Origin of the sequence: Burkholderia sp. Ax-1719, from assembly GCF_011753055.1 — a bacterium.
In the GTDB taxonomy this organism is placed as follows: domain Bacteria; phylum Pseudomonadota; class Gammaproteobacteria; order Burkholderiales; family Burkholderiaceae; genus Paraburkholderia.
On sequence record NZ_VWWJ01000001.1, the window covers coordinates 96,754 to 116,242 of the forward strand.

A 19,489-nucleotide genomic window follows, 5' to 3' on the forward strand; every position below is an offset into this window, starting at 1 on the left:
CGTGCGATGTGGGAACCGGAAGGCGCTCGTCGCGCCGTCCTTGAATAATGAAAAAGATTACGGTTTGATGCGAAACCGCCTAAATTATCTTTAGTTCGATCATTATTCCCAGCGGCCACAATAGTCTTTAAGCCAATGATTTATCGACTTAAATCGCATCGACGTCGATCCGCACGCTGTTCGATATAATTCGACACATGAATAAAATTCAGCATATCGCCGACGATCCACCGCTGCGCGCGGTGCGCGCCTTCGAGGCCTTCGCACGGCACGGCTCGGTTGTTTCGGCCGCGCGCGAGCTGGATATCACGCCATCGGCCGTGAGCCACCAGTTGCAATTGCTCGAATCGTTCGTGCAGACGCCGCTGACCGTGCGCAGCGGCCGCTCGCTGGTCCTCACCGACGAAGGGCGCGATTACTATCGCTCGATCAGCGCGGCGTTTTCGGTGCTGCGCAGCGCGACGGGCTTCGTGCGCGAACGCTCGGCGCGCCGCCAGATCACGGTCAGCCTGATTCCGCTGTTCGGCATCGGCTGGTTCATTCCGCGGCTGCACGATTTTCTCGCGACCAATGACGACGTGGACGTGACGGTGCTCTACGCGAATCACCGCAATTACCGCAGCGACGCCGCGGATCTGTCGATCCGCTTCGGCACGGGCGACTGGATTGGCTACACGAGCACGCCGCTGCTTTCGGGCGCGGTGGTGCCCGTGTGCACGCCGCGCTTCGAGCGCCGTTACGGGCCACTGCGCAAGCCCGCCGATCTCGCGGGCGTGCCTCTGGTGCACGACGAAGACCGCAGCACCTGGGCGAACTGGCTGCAAAGCGCGGGCGCGCGCCACGTCACGCGCACCGAAGGTCCGCTGTTCGAGGACGGTCAACTGACCTTGAGCGCCGCCATGGCCGATCTGGGTGCGGCCCTGCTGCGCGCGCCGCTGATCTCGCGCGAACTGGCCTCGGGGGCGCTGCGCAAGCTGTTCGATCACGAGCTCGACGACGGGCGGCACTACTACCTCTGCTGGCGCGCCGACGCGGAAATGCCGGACGGCGCGCAGCGGCTCGCGCAATGGCTGCTGGATTCAGCCAAGGCGGCCTAGCGAGCGTGTGAATCAGAAGCGATGCCGCATGCCCGCCGCAACCACCACCTGATTGTTGTTCGACGACGGCGTGAGCGTGTAGACGGACGCATCGAATGCGGCGATGTTGCGGCCGCCGCTCACGCTCTGATACACGCCTTCCAGATAGAGGTCGGTACGCGGCGTGACCTGCTTGTCGATCTGCGCGACCACCTGATTCCACTTCGGCCTGGCCGATCCCGCGCCGGCATCGAAACGCGCCTGCGTATAGGTGTAAGCCGCTGCCACATACAGCGAAGGCGACACGGCGTAGCGTCCATCGATCGAGTAATTATCGAAGATCAGCGTATTGCCTTTGAGCGAGGCGATCTTGCCGCCTTGATAAAGACCCGTGACGTCGTCCGTGGCCGAGTGGGTCCAGCTCACGCCGACCGAATGCGGCCCGAACGCGTAGCGTGCGCCCACGGCGACGATCAACTGATCGCCGCCCGTGACCGTCGCGGAGCCGTCGGTCGTGCTTACCGCACCATCCGGATTGGCGACGCGGCCATCGCGATTGATCTTGAGAAACGCCGCGCCGGCCTTGAACGGGCCATTCGCGTAAGAGACGCCCGCGCTATACGCGGCGTTGTTGCCGAAGCTGCCCGGCGTGTTCGAGAAACCGTACATCGCGCCCGTCGTGAAGCCGCGATACGTTTCACTCGTATAGCGCACGGCGTTGTTGATGCGGATATTCTGGATCGAATCGTCGTTGTCGTAAGGGTGCATCGCCAGATTGCCGCCCCAGCCCGAACCCGCCGCGCCCAGCGGCGTGACGAACGTGAGAATGAAGTCGTACTGGCGACCCATCGTCAACGTGCCGTAGCCATTCGCACGCAAGCCCACGTACGCCTGGCGGCCAAACAGATTGCCGCCGTTGCTGGTCTTGCCGTTGACCGACGAAAACCCGCTTTCCAGCATGAAAATGGCCGAAGCGCCGCCGCCCAGATCCTCGCTGCCGCGCAGTCCCCAGCGCGACGCACTGAGATTGCCGCTATTCACCGACACATTGCCGCTGCCAGGCGACCCTGCGCCATTGGTACGCTGATTATTTACGTAGGATATCGAAGTATTGATCAAACCATACAGCGTGACGCTGCTCTGTGCATGAGCGACACTCGCGCTCAGGCCGCTCAGGCCACACAGGCTCATGGCGCAGGTGGAGAGGACTTTTCTGTTCATCATGTGCGGGTCTTGCAGGCGTTCGGGCCGCGCGCAGACTGCACGCGACGCACCGTTCAGCCGTCTTGTTGTTGGGAAAGGCGGGCCGCGCACGGGACTGTGCGCATGCAAGGTCGCGATTGTCGATGCGGGGGAATGAGGGATCAATACGACGCGCGTGAAAGTACCTTTCCTGAAACAGGGGTTAATCGCGCGGAAATAGAAAGGCCAGGCGCTGCTGCGCCTGGCCTCGCGACACTCGAAGCGTCTTTAAGTCAGCCTAGAACCACTTGCCGTTCACGCTGCCCGGCGCAAGCGACACGCCGCGCAGCACTTCGCCAAAGCCTGCTTCGCGCAGCGTGACGAAATGCTCCTGTGTGGCGCTGGCCGCCGTGGTATTACGCAGGACGTCGCGAATCGCGACGAGGCGGTTCGGGTCCGCGCCCTGATCGCCGTTGCCGCTCACCGTGGAGGTGATCGCCCAGATCGTCGCCGTGCCGTCGGCGTCCACATGGCCCGTGAGGTTGCGCAGGCCGTCGGTGGCCGGTGCCCACGGCAGACCGGTGGCGCTATTGGAGCCAGCCGGATAACCCGCGACCGTGTAGGCGGTGCCCAGATTCAGGCCGTTTTGCAGCGTATAGGCCAGCTTCCACGTTTTCGTGCCTGCGTTGTACACCCACTTTTGCAGGCCCGCACTGGTCTGTGCGGCAGCGTGCGTGTAGAGATCGGTGCCGCCCGCGTAGCCGTCGCCTTCATCGGCCACGTATAGCGTGTTGGCGTTGGCGAACCAGATGCCGAACGGGTACGCCAGCGTCGTCGCCGTCTTGTTAGGCGTGACAGGGAAGCCCGCGAGCACGCACACGTTATTCGGCAAGCCGTTCGACTGCACCGTGGCCGCGGTGTAGGCAAGCGGATTGGTCGGCAGCTTCGCGTTCGCCGCCGGCACACCGACGCCTGACGGACAGGCCGCGCCCGTCGTATCGACGAAATACACCGTGTTCACGCCATTGCTGCCGCTGCCCTTCGTGAAATACACGACGTTGTTGTACACGGTGAGGCCGCGGAAGTTGTCATCCTTGCCCACCTTGTCGGCCTTTGCGCCCAGTTCCGTGACCGAGAAGCTGGCCAGCGGCGTGGGCACGCCCGGCGACTGCTGCGCTTCGTGCGCCTTCGTCGCCGCGATGTATTGCGAACCCGCGCCCAGAATCACGTTCGTGGGCTGCGGGTTCGAGCCATTGCCCGCATTGCCGACCGTGTAGTAGAAGCCCTCGCCGCTGGCGTCGTTGAGGATGGCGCTGCGACCGTTATTGCCGCTGTACGCGTTGGTTTCGGTGAAGCTGAAATGACCTTCGCGGTCGAGCCGCGCGACGGCGCGATAGAACGCCTGGCCGTCGGGGTTGGTCGGATCGCTCGCGCCGGGCGTGTTCGAGTTGGACACGTCGATGGCATTAACAGGCGCAACGTAACCCATGAAGGTCAGATAGCGGCCATCCGTCGACAGATTGAGCGCGAGTTCCGATTTCGAACTGAAGCTCGTCACCAGTTGATCCTGATCTTTGCCCGGATGCAGGCTGTTGGGCACTTCGAGCGTATGCACCACTTCTCCGCCTGGCGTGATGGCGTCGAGAAAAATACGCGCCGTGATGCCGAAGCTGGGATCGTAGAGCACGTTGTTCCAGACGTACGGATAGGTGCCGTCGCTGGTCGCGCCATTGCCCGTCGGGCAGGCGGCCTGGGTGCTGGCGCAGCCGGGCGGCAGCGCGGTGCCGGCCTGCACGTTGCTCGAAAGATTGTCGTAGACGCTGCGGCTCACGATCAGCAGGCCCGGACCGCTAAAAAACGGCTCGGGTAGCTGGGCGTGTGCGCTCGTGCTGGCGATCGCGCCTGCAATCGCGAGCGTCAAGACTGCGAGCGCCGGACGGCGTGTCATACCGGGGAGGCGGGAAAACTGGAAAGCAGAACGAAGGGTCTCGATGGCCATCTGTAGCGTCTCCGTAAGGAATTTAAAGCTTGTTTTTCGGACGAACGGGAGGTCAATCGACGCTAACGTAACGAGACTTCGTGAAGGATTTGTTGCAGGGGAAATCAGGGACGTGATCGCGTTGCCACGCGATCACAAAGATTGTTCAGGACATCTACCTTGATGGACGATCTGCGCGCCCGACTCGATGGCGGACGCCCAGATCAGGTCAGTCCGCGTGCCGCTCGCGCAGGTCCGCCAGCAGCGCGATCAGCCGCTCCACATGTTCTTCCTGCGTCCGCCAGGACGAAACGCTGATGCGAAACGCCGGGCGCCCCTGCCACACGGTTGCGCCGAACCACACCTCGCCCGAAGCCTGCGCCGCCTCGCGTATTGCAACGGTTTGCGCATCGCTTTGGGCGCGCACCAGCACCTGGTTGAGCACGACGCGATTCAGCACCTCGTAGCCCGCGGCGCGCAATCCCTCGCCGATCCGGGCGGCCAGCGCGCAATGCCGCTCCACCATTTCCGCCACCCCTGCACGTCCCAGGCTGCGTAACGCGGCCCACACCGGCAAGCCACGCGGACGGCGCGAAAACTCCAGATTCAGATTCTTCTGCGCATCGTGCGAGGCGCTCGAATACACCGCATCGGCATTCATTGCGGCCGCGAGCGCGGCGGCGTCGCGGCAGATCGTCATCGCGCCGTCGTAGGGGGTGTTAAGCCACTTATGTGCGTCGGCGGTCCAGCTGTCGGCCTGGTCGACGCCATCGGTCAAGGCGGCTTTCGCCGATGCGCGGACCCACAGGCCAAATGCGCCATCGACATGCACCCACGCGCCCGCCGCCTTCGCGCGCGCAATCAAGGCAGCGAACGGATCGAATTCGCCGGTGTTCACTTCGCCTGCCTGCACGCAAAGAATCGTCATATCGTCGAGTGCGGGCAGACGTTCGACATCGATGCGCCCACAACCATCTACTGGCGCGACAATCAGACGCCTGATGCCGAAGCCCAGCACGCGCAGTGCCTTTTTTACGGTGATATGAGCGAGTTCGGAGATCACCACCTTGACTTCGGGTGCGCCGATCAAGCCGTCGTTATCGAAGTCCCAGCCCTTGCGCGCGAGCAGCGCACGCCGTGCGGCGGCGATCGCCACGAGCGTGCAAGCCGTTGCGCTGGTGCCGAAGCCCACGGCGCTCCCCGTCGGCAGCTTCAGCGCCTCCACCACCCAGCGCCCCGCGATGCGCTCGATCGTCGCCGCAGCAGGTGAATTGTCGAAGGTCGAGGCGCACTGGTCCCACGCCAGCATCAGGCGTTCGGCGGCAGCAGCGGCCGGCAGCGCCGCGCCAATCACGAAGCCGTAATAGTTCGGTCCATTGGATACCGCCGTGGCGGGCGAACCGGCCTCGTCCAGCAGGCGCAGCGTATCGGCCGGCGGCGCGCCCTCGGCGGGCAGCGGCTCGTCGAAGGCGGCGAGGCCGGCCAACGCCGTGGCGTCGGGAAACACGCGACGTTGTGCAACGGTTGCAAGATAACGATGGGCGCGCTGGTCGGCGTCCCCGAGTAAGGCGAGTTCATCCATGCTGGACCTTTGGGCGTGGTTCAGAGTTGCGAAAGTTCGCGGCTGAGCTTCTTCAGCTCGGCGTCGATACGTTTGTAGTAAGTGAACTTGCCGACGCGCGTGGCGCGCACTAGGCCCGCATCGGCAAGGATGCGCATATGGCGCGTGGTAGTTGCGGGTGCGATGCCGAGCTTGTCCGTAATGAAGGTGCAGCACACGCCCAGTTCGTCGATATCGCCGTGCGGCTGCACCGGGAAATGGCGGCGCGGCGCCTTCAGCCAGCGCATGATGGCAAGGCGGCTTTCATTGGCAAGCGCGCTGATGCGGATGACGTCATCCATCGAAGCAATCTCCTTTGTCATTTTGAAGTTTAGCTAAATGACGAAATGTGTGCTTGAGGCGTGTATGACACCGCGCAAAATATCGGCATACCGGCTGGCCGACCGAAGCGCGCGCGCTGCGTGGCATAATCCGGTCTTCTCTACCGCCGTTTTTTCTCTCCACCGTGCGCCGGATTCATCTCAGGCTGGTCAGTCTATTGGGGACGCTTGCGATCCTCATGACGACGCTCGCCCCGGTGATTTCGCACCTGCTCGCGGTGCAGGCAGGGTCTCCGGCGCAGCCGCTCATGATGTCGGCGCATTGCGACATGCCGTCGATGCGCCACCTCCACAGCGTGGACGGCTCACCCAGCCACGCACAGACACCCAACGCCGACCTGCAGGACTGCGGTTACTGCAACCTGCTCGCTCATCTGCCCGTGATGCCCGGCGTACCCTTGCCGCTTGCGCTCGCCACACGTCTCGTACACGCGCGCATCACGGCGCGCTTCGAACGGCTCGCGCGCGTCGAGCCGCTCACCTTCGCGCTCGCGCGCGCCCCGCCCCTGGTTTGATCCGATTGTGACCGCCCTCGCGGCGATGCGTCCAACGCCCGAAGGCGTGACGTGTCGCCGCGCGTCAGCACGCGCCTTCATGCACAAGGCGCACACCGTGATTGCAGCAGCAACAACCAGGACCATCATGTCTGATCTTTTCCCGCGCGCGGCCATCCGGCTTGCCTGCGCGATGCTCGGCGCGCTCGCGATTGCGCCGCAGGCGGCCCACGCCCACGCCATCGCGGGCGACCGCGTGTTTCCGGCGACCATGGCGGTAGACGATCCCGGCGTCGGCGACGAAGCCGACCTTCAGTTCGGCCACGTGCGCGTGCCTGGCGACTCAGGCGACCAGAGCATCAATTCGTTCGACTTCGAATACGACAAGTTGCTCACGCCGCGCCTGGCGCTGTCCGTCGACGGCGGCTACGTGATGCAGAACAACCCCACGGCGCGCGGCTTCGACAACTTCGGCGTCGGCCTCAAGTACATGCTGTACGTGAACGACGCGCACGAGTTCATGACCTCGGTGGGCGTGGACGCCGAACTGGGCGGCACCGGCAGCCGCGCCATCGCCGACAACTTCTCGACCCTCTCGCCCACGGTCTACGCGGGCAAGGGCATGGGCGACCTGCCCGATTCGCTCGCGTGGTTGCGCCCGATCGCCATCACCGGCGAACTGGGGCCGTCGTTCACCACCGGCGCGGGCCAGCCCAACGCCTTCAACTACGGCTTCACGTTCCAGTACAGCCTGCCGTATCTGCAGCAGCACGTGCATGACCTCGGCCTGCCGCAGCCGTTCTCGAATCTGATTCCGCTGGTGGAAGTGCCGCTCTCGCGCAGTCAGGGGCAGACGACCGGCACGATCAATCCGGGCTTTATCTGGATCAACCGTTACGGCCAGCTCGGTATCGAGGCGCAGATTCCGGTAAATCGCGCCAGCGGCTCGCACGTGGGCATCCTCGTGCAGACGCACATTTTCTTCGACGACGTGGCGCCGAACTCGATCGGCAAGCCGTTGTTCCAGTAATCGCTTTTCAGGAGAATCCGATCATGAAATTCGCCGCATTCCGCCTCGCTGCCGCCGCCCTCGCGCTGGGCGCCGCGCAACTCGCCTGGGCGCACGCCTATCCGACCCACCAGGAGCCGGGCGCCGGCACGACCGTTCCGACCACGCAAAGCGCCGTGACGATCGACTTCGACGACGCGCTCGAACCCGCCTTCAGCTCGATCCAGGTCGCCGATGCGTCGGGCAAGTCGGTCACGCGCGACAAGGCCGCCGTCGATGCGTCGAACAAGAAGCGCATGTCGGTGCCGCTCAACGCACTGAGCGCGGGCATCTACACGGTCACCTGGATCGCGGTCGCGGCAGACGGCCATCGCACCACTGGCCATTACAGCTTCACGGCGCACTGAGCCTCACGCCAGACTCGGCACCAGACAGCGGCGGGCAGGCGAAGCGCAACGCCTGGCTTGCCCGCACGCTGACGCACGCCGTATCGTGTAGCTTTTACACGCAGGCACGGAGACACCATGACGCCATCCGAACAGATCGACGCCCTGATCGCGGGCATCCCCGACTGGCGCGCCGAGACGTTTGCCAACCTCCGCAAGACGATTCTCGCGGCGGACAAGGACATCGTCGAGGAATGGAAGTGGATGGGCAGCCCCGTCTGGGAACGCGACGGGATCATCGCGGTAGCGAACGCGCACAAGGGCAAGGTCAAGCTGACCTTCCAGTACGGCGCGAGTCTGCCGGACCCGGACGGCCTCTTCAATGCCGGGCTGGAAGGCAACGCACGGCGCGCAATCGACTTCTTCGAAGGCGACAAGATCAACGCGCGGGCGCTCAAGGCGCTGATCCGCGCGGCGATCGAATTCAATCAAGGCAAGAAAGCGTCGAAGGCGAACAAGGCGCCCGCCAAAACGGCAAAGAAGGCGGACGCCTGAGGCGGCTCAAGGCACGCCTTAAACCAGATCGCGCACCTCGCGGATCGGGATGACCGTGCGGTCGCCGCAGGTGCGCAACAGCTCGCGCAACTCGTTGATGACCGGGAACACCTCGTGATTCCAGTCCGCGCCCTGCATGTCGTGCGCAGCCTGTTCGAGTTCCACGATGGTGCGGTCTTCCGCGAAGATGCGTTCCGTGAACCACACCAGCAGCGGCCAGCCCAGGTCGAGCAGGAAAGGAATCGACGGCCGGCGGATCGACAGCATGCCGAAGGTGCGGTTGGTGCGCTGCTGCGCGTCGAGCGGCACGTAGTTGATCCAGAGGTCCATCACGAGCGTGCCGTCGCTCGAATGGATCTGCAGCGTCTGGAACGGATATTCCGTGCGGATCGTCATCACACTCTGGTCGCTCTGATCCTCGCGTTTCTTGCTGCCGCGAAACACCAGCGCCTCGCCCGCGGGCTGCTTGCCCTCCATACGCACGAAGGTGTAATCCACTTCGATCCAGCCTTCGCCGCGCCGCCGCCCCAGCGAACGCGCACGCATCTGGCCCATCTGCTTGCGGTGTAGAAACTGATGGTTCATGTCCATCAGGTTCTCGTGCATGAACGAGTAATGACACTTGACCGCGCGGCCGAAACGGCGCGTCTTGTAGTCCTTGTTCCCAACCGAGGCGAGCGCGGGCACGGGGCGCCCGGCCGCCAGCGTGGCGTCGCCGGGGAACACGAAGATCATGCCGTGCGCTTCCTCGCACGGGTAGGCGCGCACGCCATTGGGCAGGCGTTCCCGGCCAAGGTAAGGCACGTCCACGCACTGACCCGAGCAATCGTAGGTCCAGCCGTGGTAGCCGCAGCGCAGCGACTCGCCATCGACCACGCCCTTGTGCAACGGCACCTGGCGGTGCGCGCAGCGGTCTTCGAGCGCGAACACCTTGCCCGATACGGTGCGGAACAGCACGATAGGGTCGCCGGCGAAGTGCACGCCCAGCGCCTTGCCCGCCTTGACCTCCCGCGACCAGGCGAGCGGATACCAGTGATCGGGATGAATGGGCACGCGGCGAAGATCGCGTACCGGGGCTTCGCTCGTGGAGCCGTCTAGATAAGGCATTGCACGCATGCGTGATGTCTCCTTGCAGAACCGGGCACCAGCCGCCGTTGAGCACGCCAGCCTCGTGGGCGGATCGGCGCGGCTTCTGCCATGGTACTGGAATGCCATGGCCTTCGCTGGCGGTTCTGGGCACCGCAAATTTATTTTGAGTAGCAAAATGAGTGCCCGCACACAGTTCAGGCGGGGCAGGAATTTTTTTCAATGTCGCGCCGGCTATCGTAGCGCGTTGCCTGGCGCCTTCGTGACCCATGCGGGTTGGGACATACCCGTATCGGCCGGGTAGCGCAATCGGCAGACTTATGCGGACGTTCGCGCGCTGTGATTGCGCGCTTTACCCGGTCATGGCGACGCGTTTTTTCTCCATTAGCCGCTCAATATATTTCGCATTCCAAACTTGTTATCGAAGCAGTTCTCTTCGTCGTCACTCCGACTTTGCACTCTGCCCTCATGTGGCTGCGCGATACATCTATCGCGCATATTTTAAAGATGATGCGGACTGCATAGAGTGCCGACTCCACCCCTCAAGCGCCTCTTGATTTTCGTTGTGGGCGGCGCACAATGAGCGCGCATTAGTCGTTGCGTTGTCAGCAAACACCCAGAGAGGACTGAATGAAAATTCCAGAAGGTCTCAAGAAGGTGGTGAACCTGGTCATCGTGGACGAATCCGCAGCGTCCGCACCGGCCACTGCAGAGACCGAAAGCGATTCGTCAGCCAGCGCGTCGGGCGCGGCGTCGGGCAATCACTCGACGCAATCGGCACAACAGGCACAAGAGGCGCAGGCGGGGCAGCAGCCAGGCGTCAATAGCGGAATCGATGTCGCCGACCTCGAAAAGCGCATCGACACGCTCATCCAGGACAACCCGGCCTATGCACCCTATCGGGCGTTCGCCGAGATGAGCCAGTCGATCGCGGCAGCGGTGCCCGACGAACAGCAGCGCTATCGCGCCGCGCTGCTCGGCGTGAAAACCAATCTCGATGCCTTGCTCGGCGCAGTCAATTCGCATGCGGACGTGCTGGCGAAAGAACAGAAAAACTTTGCATCGGCGTTCGTCGCGCACTCCGAAGCGGACATCGCCTCGCTGCGCGAACAGGAAACCCGACTGAACGAAGAGATTGGCGCACTCGCGCGCCAGCTCACGGAAAAGAACGCGCAGAAAGACGCCGTCAGCAAGTCCATCAACAGCAAGACCGCAGGTCTCGCCAAGGCAAAGATCGATTTCGAATCCGTGCGCACGACGCTCGTGCAGAAATATGACGGCATCGTAAAGAAGCTTCAGGGCTATCTTGGAGAGTCGGCACATGGCTAACGACATCGTGAAGTCCGAGATCAAGAAGCGCGTGCGCTCGTTCTGGGACACGAAGGAAGGCGGCGTCGGCATGGTGGTGGGGGTCGCGGCGCTTGGCGGCCTCGTGTGGGGTGCCGGCAAGGTGATGCCGTTTATCGCCCGGCTGATGGAAAACACCGCGGCTGCGGTATTCTTCGGCGCGATCGCCGTGGGACTCGTCTACGTGCTCGTGTTCGATTCCACGCTGCGCAGCCGCTTGTGGCTGTCGTATCAGCTGCTCATGAAAGGGCTGACGTATTCGATTATCAAATACGACCCGGCAGCCACGGAACGCATTCTCTCCAAAGAGATCACCAAAATGATCGATGAGGCTTCCGATGCGCGCGTGAAAGGCGGCGGCCGCGTCGAAGCCGTGCGCCGCACCATCGAGGAGTTCAAGGAAGAAGAAGAGCAGCTCAAACGCGAAGCCGTGGCGATGGCGCGCAAGAATCGTCCGCAGGAAGAGATCAATTCGCACGCGCGCCGCATCGGTCAGCTCGACGCCGCGATCCAGCGCACCGGCAAGGTCTACGACGAACTGAGCGCCACCTACAACAACCTCGTGGAAGCCGAAAACGCCTTCCGGCGCATGCACGATGAAGCCGAGTTCAAGATCCGCCTCAAGGTCAAGGAATACGAGGCGGTGAATTCGATGACCGAAGCATGGCGCGGCTTCCGGCGCGCGTTCAGCCGCACGACCACCGTCAACGAATTGCGCGACATGCTGGTGGATTACATCAACGACGACACCGCCGCGAAGATGGGCGAAATGCGCGCCTATGTGCAGGACAGCGTGAAGGTGATCGACGCGGTGCAGATCCGCGACGACGCCGACACCGAACGCGGTCTGCAACTGCTCGCCGATCTCAACAGCCGCCAGATCGATTTCACGCCCGCCGCGCGCCTGACCGATAGCGCGCACGCGTCGTCCGCTGCTTCCGGCAAGGGACAACCGCCCTCGCCCGGCCCGATCGACTATACCCGCTACAAAAACTAAGACTAAGGAGTTTCCTCATGCAGTTGACCACTGGTGCGAAGCGCTTCCTCGGCCTCGTCGCAAGTGTCGCGATCGTCTACGGCGCGTACTATGCCTGGCAGCACGGCCTGATCGGCAAGCATGGCGATACGCAGCCGGCGGCGCTCGACGTCGGCAACAATTCGCAATCCTCGCCCGCCCCGCAATCGACCGACCAAGGCACGACCCAGGCGGGTACACAGCAAACCGCGCAGCCCCCCACGCAGCAGCCGATCCCCGCCAGCTTCACGCCCAATGCGGACACGCGGCAGCAGATCCTGCAAAACCACGTCGTGCGCATTTCCGTGGAGAACCCCAGCGAGCCGATCTACGGCGAAACCAACGGCACGCCGCATGGTTTTAACTACGAGTTCGCAAAACTGCTGTTCGGTCAGCCCGAATTCAACGCCAGTGGCCCGGTCAAGATCGACACGCATCACGAAGTGAGCGCGTACAAGGACGTGCCGCGACAGTTGCTGGCTTCGGACAACGGCGTGCATGCTGTCGATATCGCGATGGACGGCCTGACTTTTCCCGACAACACGCCAGCGGGCGTGATCTACACGAATCCCTATCTGGATGACTTCGGTTACGCGCTGATCGTGCAGAAGGGTTCGCCGCTGCACTCGCCGGCGGATCTCGCGGGCAAGACCGTAGGCATTCTGCAGGGCGATCCGGACGTGAAGGCTTTCGTCACGCGCCAGTTCCCCAACACGCAGTTCGTGGAAGTCAACGACGCCGACGACCAGTTCATCACCAAGGCCATCGACGAGCATCAGGTCGACGCATTCATCTACGATTACCCGTTCGCCGTCGAATCGATCAAGGGCAGCGACCTCAAATTTGCACAGACCAAACTCGATGGCTCGTCGATCAGCTACAAGATCGGCGTGCGCGCGGACGACCAGAATCTGCTCGTGTATCTGAATAGCGCGATTGGTCGCGTCAAGCAGACGCCTGCTTATCTGGAACTGCTGCGCAAGTATTTTCGCAGCGATCAGGCCGATGTGGTGGCAGCCGGCAATGGTGAGCATACCTATGCAGTCAAACGCGGCGACACGCTCAACACCATCGCCGTCGCGCAACTCGGCGCAGGCGCGCGTTACCGCGATATCCAGCGCCGCAACAACCTGCCGAATCCGAACCTGATCCTGGTGGGCGAGCAACTGATCATTCCGGTGCGCTAAACGGCGCGCACAAAAGACAAACGGGGCAATGCGTGGGAAATCGCGCATTGCCCCGTTTTTTATGGCTCAAGCTTTGACTAAACGCTGATCAAAACACCTTGATAGGCATGTCGATCACCAGACGATATTCCATATTGCTCGGGTCCGAGTAGTACTTCGAACCGTGGTGCCACATGGCAATGAAGGTGATCTTCGTATCCTTGAAGCGGCCGTTTTGCAGCGTATAGGACGGCACGAAACCAAATTCGTGGTGCGTGCCGTGCACGGGCTGGCCATTCTTCCAGTAGAGACCGTGCAGCGCGCTGCCTTCCGACGCGTTGATCTGCGCTTCAGCCGATCCATCGGCGCCCCAGCCAGTCAGATACCAGAACATCGCCTTCGCGCCCGGCAAACCGGCGTATTTGCCGTCAAACGTATAACGCGCCTGGAACGATTGCTCGTGCGGTGCGTTGTAGTCCACGTCCATCGAGTTGACGAGATAAATGCCATTGGTCTCGTTCACGTAATCGAAGAACTGGTCGCCCAGAATGCGCTGGTAGCCGAACAGGATCGAGTGCGGCCCGTGCTGCGCCGAAATCGAAAAGCTCACCGCATTGTTGTCGATATGCCCTTCGAGGGCGTCACCGGCATTGTGCGTCGAATAGACGTTGCCGAAGCCGGTCCACTTGATCGTCGACGGGTCGCCGAAGCTTTGCTTCACCGACGCGTAGTACTGACGCCAGACGTTGTCGGCCTGATCGGCGTAAAGCGAAAGCGAGCCGTCTTTGGCGTAGTCCCACGAACCGCCCACGTAGCTCAGGCGGTCGATCCGCACGCCGCCATACGAGCTGGTGAGGTTGCTCAGATTGGTATGGCCGCGGTCGTCCGCTTTCGTGAAGCTGCCGCCTTCCAGCGACATGTTCGCCACGTCCTTGCTCACCACCGACACGCCAAGGAAAGTCGGCGGCAGCGCGCGATTGTCGTGCGGCTCCATGAACGGATTGACGATTTGCTGCAGGCCGTATTTGACGACCGTATCCGAGATGCGCGCCTTCACGTCGTACATGCCGGGATAAGCCCAGGCGAGCTGGTTCGAACCGCCGCCATCCTTGCCGACGTGCACGAAATTCCCCGCGCCCGCGCCGCCGTCAAGCTTGAATGCGCCGAACATCGTTGCGTCCACACCGAAGCCAATCAGCCCTTGCGTGAAGCCCGATTCATAGTTGACCTGCGCGGCCTGAATCCATGCGTGGCGATGCGGGCCGCCTTGCATGTCGAGTTGGTCGGCGTAATTGCGCAGATTCACGGTGAGATGGCTGTCGCCGATAAAACCGTTGCTGCGCGCCTGGCTCGATGGCGAGGCCTTCGGGTTGTCCGCAATCGTAACGCGCTCTGCGTTGCGATCGGGCGAGCCTGCCGCCATCTGTAGCGCGCCGCTCCGCGTTTCACCCTGCGCGGGCGGCACGCTGGCCTGCGCCACCACGACCGTGCGGTTTTGCACCTTCTTTTCTGCGGGTTTCGCTTGCACCGGCGTTTGTGCGTTCGACTGCGGCGTCGATATTTGCGGCTGCGGGGTGTCGTCCGCCCAGGCCTGCGCGCTCACACCAAGCGGCAATCCCAATGCGACGAACATGATCTTCGATGTCGCCTTGTTTTTCCTGCGATCTGTTTTCATCATTCTGTCTTCACGTCGTTGTACTCCGGATCATCGGGTGGTGTACCCTGCGATCCCCCTGGCCGCCGGCGGTGGCACGGCAGGCCAAATTCCACGGCATGGCGGTCAGCCATGCTGCGAAATGCTGATGCGGCGCTGGCGTTGCCCTGCTCCGCGTGTTGCCCCCCGCCATTCAGTACGCTGAATGTAGCGTCGACACCTCTGCATGCGTCACGCGCGCAAACGCGCGCCTGGCCAGCGCACGCAAATGCGTTACGCGAAGTTAGATCGCACGGCGAGGGGATATCGCCCGGAATCCGGACGCGTACAAAGGACGGGAATACCTTCAGCGTCGCCCGTCAATACATTATCGGGCGAACATCAGGAAGGAATCCTTATCGTGTCTCTGCGTATCGCAGTAGGGGGCGGGTGTCTCTTGTATTCGAATCAAGACGACGACGCACGGTCCGCGCGCCGCCTCATGCCGTAACAGCCGGTGCCCATAGCAACGCCGGTGTCAGGTAAAAGTCGTTCACTTCGTCATCCTTACAATACCTTACCAGGAAGCACCCGATATTGCGACTCACCCGGTCCTTCCTCGATTAAAACAGTCGCGGCGTTCCTACCCAGACAACCACCGCTTCCTTGCTGCCGTTATTGCTCCAGCTATGCGGCACAGTCGATTGATAATGTGCCGAGTCGCCAGCGTGAAGCACGAACTCCTTGCCTTCCAGTTCCAGCGATAGTTCACCGTCGATCACGTAGAGAAATTCTTCTCCCGCGTGCGTGGTGACTTCCGAGCGCTTCTTGCCCGTGGGCAGGCGCACGAGGATCGATTCGAGCTGGCGTCCCCCGGCCGTATTCGTGAGCCGGGCGAACAGATTCGCCGAATTCGCAAAGCCAAAAAACTCCAGTTGATCGCCGCGCTTGACCGAACGTTCCTCTGAGGGCGTTTCGACGAAGTACTGCATCGTCACGCCCAACGCCCGCGCAATACCCGATAGCGAAGTCAGCGACGGCGAGGCCAGTCCGCGCTCCACCTGAGACAGAAACGGCTTGGAAATACCGGCCGCCGTTGCCGTCTGATCGAGCGTCTGGCCCAGCCGCTGGCGCAGTGCGCGGATCTTTTCACCGAGCGCCAATGCAATCGGCTCCTGCTTTCCACTTGTAGAAACCATATCAGGAACGTAAATTATCGTCAAAATTTGTTTGATACAGGTAAATCTGATTTGATACCCTTGCGGGTTGCCGGAATTTCACTTATATGAACCGGCACCAAAACAGTGCGTCAGCGAGATCCGCGCCGTCACTGTGATGGAGATTCAGAGAAAAATGAAATTGTAAACCTGGTGCCTGCGCGATCCGCAGACCAACCACGGAGGAGATATGACATCAACTGGCGCCATAAGCGCCGTCCTTGCCAGCGGCATCACTCCCGGCGTGAGTGAGTGCCCGCTTCGCACGCGACCCGCGTGCCTTCGCCACTATCGCAGTAAATGCGCAGCAAATTGAGGTCACAATGAATTCAACAGTTTCACGGACGAGGTCGTTCTCGACGGTTTTCCTGATCGAGATGTGGGAACGCTTCGGCTACTACGGCATGGCGGCGCTGCTCGTTCTGTTCATGGTCGAGCGGCTGGGTTTTAGCGAAGAGCATGCAACCCTCACCTGGGGCGCGTTCGCCGCGCTGGTCTATGCCTCGCCTTCGATTGGGGGCTGGATCGGCGACCGCGTGCTGGGCTCGCGCCGCTCGATGGTGCTGGGCGCGGCCATCCTGTTTGCGGGCTATTTCATGCTCGCGATGCCCAACGACCAACTGGGCCATATGTATGCGTCGCTCGGCGTGATCGTGGTGGGCAACGGCCTGTTCAAGTCGAACGCCGCCAATCTCGTGCGTCGTATCTATGAAGGGGACGAATCGCGCATCGACGCGGCCTTCACGATCTATTACATGGCGGTCAATATCGGCTCGACGGTGTCGATGCTGCTCACGCCCTGGATCAAGGATCAATGGGGCTGGCACGCGGCCTTCGCGGTCTGCTGCGGCGGCATGCTGCTGGGTATCGCCAACTTCTTCCTGATGAAGCGCACGCTGGCGCAGATCGGCTCGATTCCGGATGCCGAACCGATCCAGTGGCGTCGTCTCGCGTGGGTGCTCGCCGGCGGCGTGGTGCTGGGCGTGGCGACCATGTTCGTGCTGCAGGACAAGAAGCTGGCCGTCACCTGCGTTTATACGGCGGGCGTGGCGATCCTCGCGATCTTCGGCTGGATGCTGATGACGTGCGAGCGCCAGGAGCGCGCGGGCCTCGTGGCCGCGCTGATCCTCGTGCTGCAGGTGATCCTGTTCTTCGTGTTCTACCAGCAGATGTCGACGTCGCTGACGCTGTTCGCGGTGCATAACGTCGATCCGTCGTTCCGCCTGTTCGGCACCACGCTGTTTAGCTGGAGCGCCGCGCAGTTCCAGGCGCTCAATCCGATCTGGATCATGGTCATGAGCCCGATCCTCGCGACGCTCTATTCGCGACTCGCCAGCCGTGGCGGCGACGTGCCGGTCGCGGCCAAGTACGCGCTGGGCTTCGTGGTGGTGGCTGCGGGCTTCTTCGTCTACGCGCTGAGCGGCCGCTACGCCGTGGACGGCCGCGTGTCGTCGTGGTTCATGGTGGCGGGCTACGGCCTCTACTCGCTGGGCGAACTGCTCGTGAGCGGCCTGGGTCTCGCGATGATCGCGCGCTACGTGCCCGCTCGCATGAGCGGCTTCATGATGGGCGCGTACTTCGTGGCCACGGGCGTATCGCAATACCTGGGCAGCGTGGTTGCCACGTTCGCAAAGATGCCGGAAGGCAATCTCTCGCCGCTCGAATCGCTGCCGCTGTACACGAAACTGTTCGACGGTCTGGGCTGGCTCGCGGCTGCGGGCGCCCTGCTCGCCATCCTGCTGCTGCCGCTGATGGGCCGCCTCTCGCGCGCGCATCAGCAACAAAGCGAGCAGAACGCCGCTGAAGGCGAACTCGCCGCAAAGTAAGCTGGCATGTGGGCCGCGCAGGTGTATCGGCGGCCTGACTGCTCAAACGGGATCGTTGCTCACGCATCGATCCCGTTTTTGTTTGTGCGTACACCTGGGCGTTTCGTGCACAACGCGAGCTAGAATCGGCAACACGATTTCATACGAGGAATAGCCGCCATGTCCGATAGCTTCGCCCTCCTTCCCGCCGATATCGCCACGCCCGTCGAAAAACAGCTGGACGCCTATAACGCCCGCGATATCGACGCCTTCATGGCCTGCTGGGCCGATAACGCCGAATACTACGAGTTTCCCTCACGCCTGCTCGCAAGCGGCGCGCAGGACATTCGCGCACGTCATCTCTCGCGATTCGAGGAGCCGAATCTGCATGGTCATCTGATCCACCGCGGCGTGGTGGGCAATACGGTTTTCGATCAGGAACGCGTGACGCGCGACTTTCCCGAAGGCGTGGGCGAAGTCGATGTACTGGCCATCTACGAAGTCGTCGACGGCAAGATCGCCAGGGCCTGGTTCAAGATGGGCGCGCCGCGCCTGCGAAGCACCGGCGCATAAAAGCAGGATCGTTGCGCGCGCAATGATTGCTAAATCGACTAGCCAATCGCCGCGTTGTCGCTTGCCAGCAACGGCGGCAGATGTTCGCCGACGAATTCCACCCACGTGCGCACCTTCGCATCCAGATACTTGCGCGAAGGATAGATCGCATAGATGTTGCGCACGTCGAGCCGGTAATCGGGCAATACGCGCGTAAGACGCCCAAGCGCGTGTTCGCGCGCGAACGTGGAAGCGGGCAGCACGCCCACCCCCATGCCGGACGCAATGGCTTCGGCCAGCGCTTCCGGCAGATTCACCGAAAACGGCAGTTTCTGCGGCGCATACATCTCCTGCCCCTGCTCGCTCTCGAACAGCCAGGATTCCGATTCGCCCGAAGGCATCACCAGCTTCAGGCATGCATGCTGGTCGAGATCGGCAAGCGTCTGCGGCGCGCCATGACGTTCGAGATAACCCGGCGACGCGCACATCACGCTATAAAAGCTGCCGAGCGAACGCGAGATATAGTTCGACTCTTTCAACGATTGCGCGAGCACGATCGAGATGTCGAGCCCTTCATCGAGCAGATCGGGAATGCGCTGATGCAGCGTGAGATCCACTTCGACGAGCGGTTGCTGTTCCATATAGCGCGATACCAGCGGCACCACATAACGCGTGCCAAAACCACTCATCGAATGAATGCGCAAGCGCCCCGAAGGCACCACGGTCGCGTTGCGCGCTTCGGATTCGGCCTGTTCAAGATCGTCGAGGAGATGACGGCTGCGCGCGAGAAACCGCTCGCCCGCTTCGGTCAGAATGATCTTGCGCGTCGTGCGGTTGAAGAGCCGCGTCTGCAGATGGGCTTCGAGATCGGAGACAGCGCGCGAGGTGTAGGCCGTGGTCGTGTTGAGCGTGTTGGCTGCCGCGGTAAAGTTGCCCGCGTCCACGACACGTATAAAGACCCGCATGCTTTGGACGAGGTCCATGGATCACCGCCGGAATAATCGTTGCTTCGTATGAAGGATGGGAAAAGCGCATGCACCGCTGGCG

Annotated in this window: 18 protein-coding genes; 10 read left to right on the top strand and 8 right to left on the bottom strand. The window is 62.3% G+C overall.

Annotation, left to right across the window (positions count from 1 at the left end; genetic code table 11):
• The first annotated feature begins 197 nt into the window (after positions 1-197).
• The gene (locus tag F3J17_RS00430; RefSeq protein ID WP_167052740.1) at positions 198-1,097 is read left to right on the top strand and encodes a LysR substrate-binding domain-containing protein; all 900 of its coding nucleotides are present in this window, start codon (positions 198-200) and stop codon (positions 1,095-1,097) included.
• Between the two features lie 12 nt (positions 1,098-1,109).
• On the opposite strand, the gene F3J17_RS00435 is transcribed toward F3J17_RS00430, so the two are convergent.
• The 4 genes from F3J17_RS00435 to F3J17_RS00450 form a co-directional block, all read right to left on the bottom strand.
• Entirely contained in the window at positions 1,110-2,267 is a 1,158-nt protein-coding gene (locus F3J17_RS00435; RefSeq protein ID WP_240160770.1) for a porin, read from the bottom strand.
• 289 nt (positions 2,268-2,556) lie between these two features.
• Positions 2,557-4,206, bottom strand: a complete 1,650-nt coding sequence (locus F3J17_RS00440; protein ID WP_240160708.1) for a hypothetical protein — start codon at positions 4,204-4,206, stop codon at positions 2,557-2,559.
• 259 nt (positions 4,207-4,465) lie between these two features.
• Positions 4,466-5,818, bottom strand: a complete 1,353-nt coding sequence (locus F3J17_RS00445; protein WP_167052744.1) for a pyridoxal-dependent decarboxylase — start codon at positions 5,816-5,818, stop codon at positions 4,466-4,468.
• A 20-nt stretch (positions 5,819-5,838) separates the two neighbouring features.
• Positions 5,839-6,138 (bottom strand): helix-turn-helix domain-containing protein, encoded by a 300-nt coding sequence (locus F3J17_RS00450; protein WP_167052746.1) that lies wholly within the window; start codon positions 6,136-6,138, stop codon positions 5,839-5,841.
• Between the two features lie 164 nt (positions 6,139-6,302).
• Here F3J17_RS00450 and F3J17_RS00455 point away from each other — a divergent pair, with 164 nt between their 5' ends.
• The 4 genes from F3J17_RS00455 (at position 6,303) to F3J17_RS00470 (ending at position 8,621) form a co-directional block, all read left to right on the top strand.
• The gene (locus tag F3J17_RS00455; protein WP_345891102.1) at positions 6,303-6,692 is read left to right on the top strand and encodes a DUF2946 domain-containing protein; all 390 of its coding nucleotides are present in this window, start codon (positions 6,303-6,305) and stop codon (positions 6,690-6,692) included.
• A gap of 172 nt (positions 6,693-6,864) precedes the next feature.
• On the top strand, positions 6,865-7,701 hold the full coding sequence (locus F3J17_RS00460; RefSeq protein WP_240160771.1) for a hypothetical protein: 837 nt from the start codon (positions 6,865-6,867) through the stop codon (positions 7,699-7,701).
• Between the two features lie 23 nt (positions 7,702-7,724).
• Positions 7,725-8,087 (top strand): copper resistance CopC family protein, encoded by a 363-nt coding sequence (locus F3J17_RS00465; RefSeq protein ID WP_167052752.1) that lies wholly within the window; start codon positions 7,725-7,727, stop codon positions 8,085-8,087.
• 117 nt (positions 8,088-8,204) lie between these two features.
• Entirely contained in the window at positions 8,205-8,621 is a 417-nt protein-coding gene (locus tag F3J17_RS00470) for a DUF1801 domain-containing protein (protein ID WP_167052754.1), read from the top strand.
• Between the two features lie 18 nt (positions 8,622-8,639).
• Here F3J17_RS00470 and F3J17_RS00475 read toward each other — a convergent pair whose 3' ends face one another.
• Positions 8,640-9,737 carry an aromatic ring-hydroxylating dioxygenase subunit alpha gene (locus F3J17_RS00475; RefSeq protein ID WP_167052757.1) on the bottom strand — a complete coding sequence of 366 codons (1,098 nt, stop codon included), beginning with the start codon at positions 9,735-9,737 and terminating at the stop codon, positions 8,640-8,642.
• A 600-nt stretch (positions 9,738-10,337) separates the two neighbouring features.
• Between F3J17_RS00475 and F3J17_RS00480 the strand changes: the two genes are divergently transcribed.
• From F3J17_RS00480 to F3J17_RS00490, 3 genes are read left to right on the top strand one after another with little or no spacing between them, the layout of a single operon-like run.
• Positions 10,338-11,036 carry a hypothetical protein gene (locus F3J17_RS00480; protein ID WP_167052759.1) on the top strand — a complete coding sequence of 233 codons (699 nt, stop codon included), beginning with the start codon at positions 10,338-10,340 and terminating at the stop codon, positions 11,034-11,036.
• A complete protein-coding gene (locus F3J17_RS00485) occupies positions 11,029-12,051 on the top strand; it encodes a hypothetical protein (RefSeq protein WP_167052761.1) in 1,023 nt (340 codons plus the stop codon). The genes F3J17_RS00480 and F3J17_RS00485 overlap by 8 nt, the downstream gene beginning before the upstream one ends.
• A gap of 17 nt (positions 12,052-12,068) precedes the next feature.
• Positions 12,069-13,256, top strand: a complete 1,188-nt coding sequence (locus F3J17_RS00490; RefSeq protein WP_205194573.1) for a transporter substrate-binding domain-containing protein — start codon at positions 12,069-12,071, stop codon at positions 13,254-13,256.
• A gap of 88 nt (positions 13,257-13,344) precedes the next feature.
• On the opposite strand, the gene F3J17_RS00495 is transcribed toward F3J17_RS00490, so the two are convergent.
• Both F3J17_RS00495 and F3J17_RS00500 read right to left on the bottom strand, forming a co-directional pair.
• Positions 13,345-14,868 carry an OprD family outer membrane porin gene (locus F3J17_RS00495; RefSeq protein WP_167054356.1) on the bottom strand — a complete coding sequence of 508 codons (1,524 nt, stop codon included), beginning with the start codon at positions 14,866-14,868 and terminating at the stop codon, positions 13,345-13,347.
• 623 nt (positions 14,869-15,491) lie between these two features.
• Entirely contained in the window at positions 15,492-16,067 is a 576-nt protein-coding gene (locus F3J17_RS00500) for a cupin domain-containing protein (protein ID WP_167052763.1), read from the bottom strand.
• Positions 16,068-16,408: 341 nt separating this feature from the next.
• Here F3J17_RS00500 and F3J17_RS00505 point away from each other — a divergent pair, with 341 nt between their 5' ends.
• Positions 16,409-17,911, top strand: coding sequence for an oligopeptide:H+ symporter (locus F3J17_RS00505; RefSeq protein WP_167052765.1), 1,503 nt, complete (start codon positions 16,409-16,411; stop codon positions 17,909-17,911).
• A 159-nt stretch (positions 17,912-18,070) separates the two neighbouring features.
• Positions 18,071-18,463, top strand: coding sequence for a nuclear transport factor 2 family protein (locus F3J17_RS00510; RefSeq protein ID WP_167052767.1), 393 nt, complete (start codon positions 18,071-18,073; stop codon positions 18,461-18,463).
• 38 nt (positions 18,464-18,501) lie between these two features.
• Here F3J17_RS00510 and F3J17_RS00515 read toward each other — a convergent pair whose 3' ends face one another.
• Positions 18,502-19,425 carry a LysR family transcriptional regulator gene (locus tag F3J17_RS00515; protein WP_167052769.1) on the bottom strand — a complete coding sequence of 308 codons (924 nt, stop codon included), beginning with the start codon at positions 19,423-19,425 and terminating at the stop codon, positions 18,502-18,504.
• Positions 19,426-19,489: the final 64 nt, after the last annotated feature.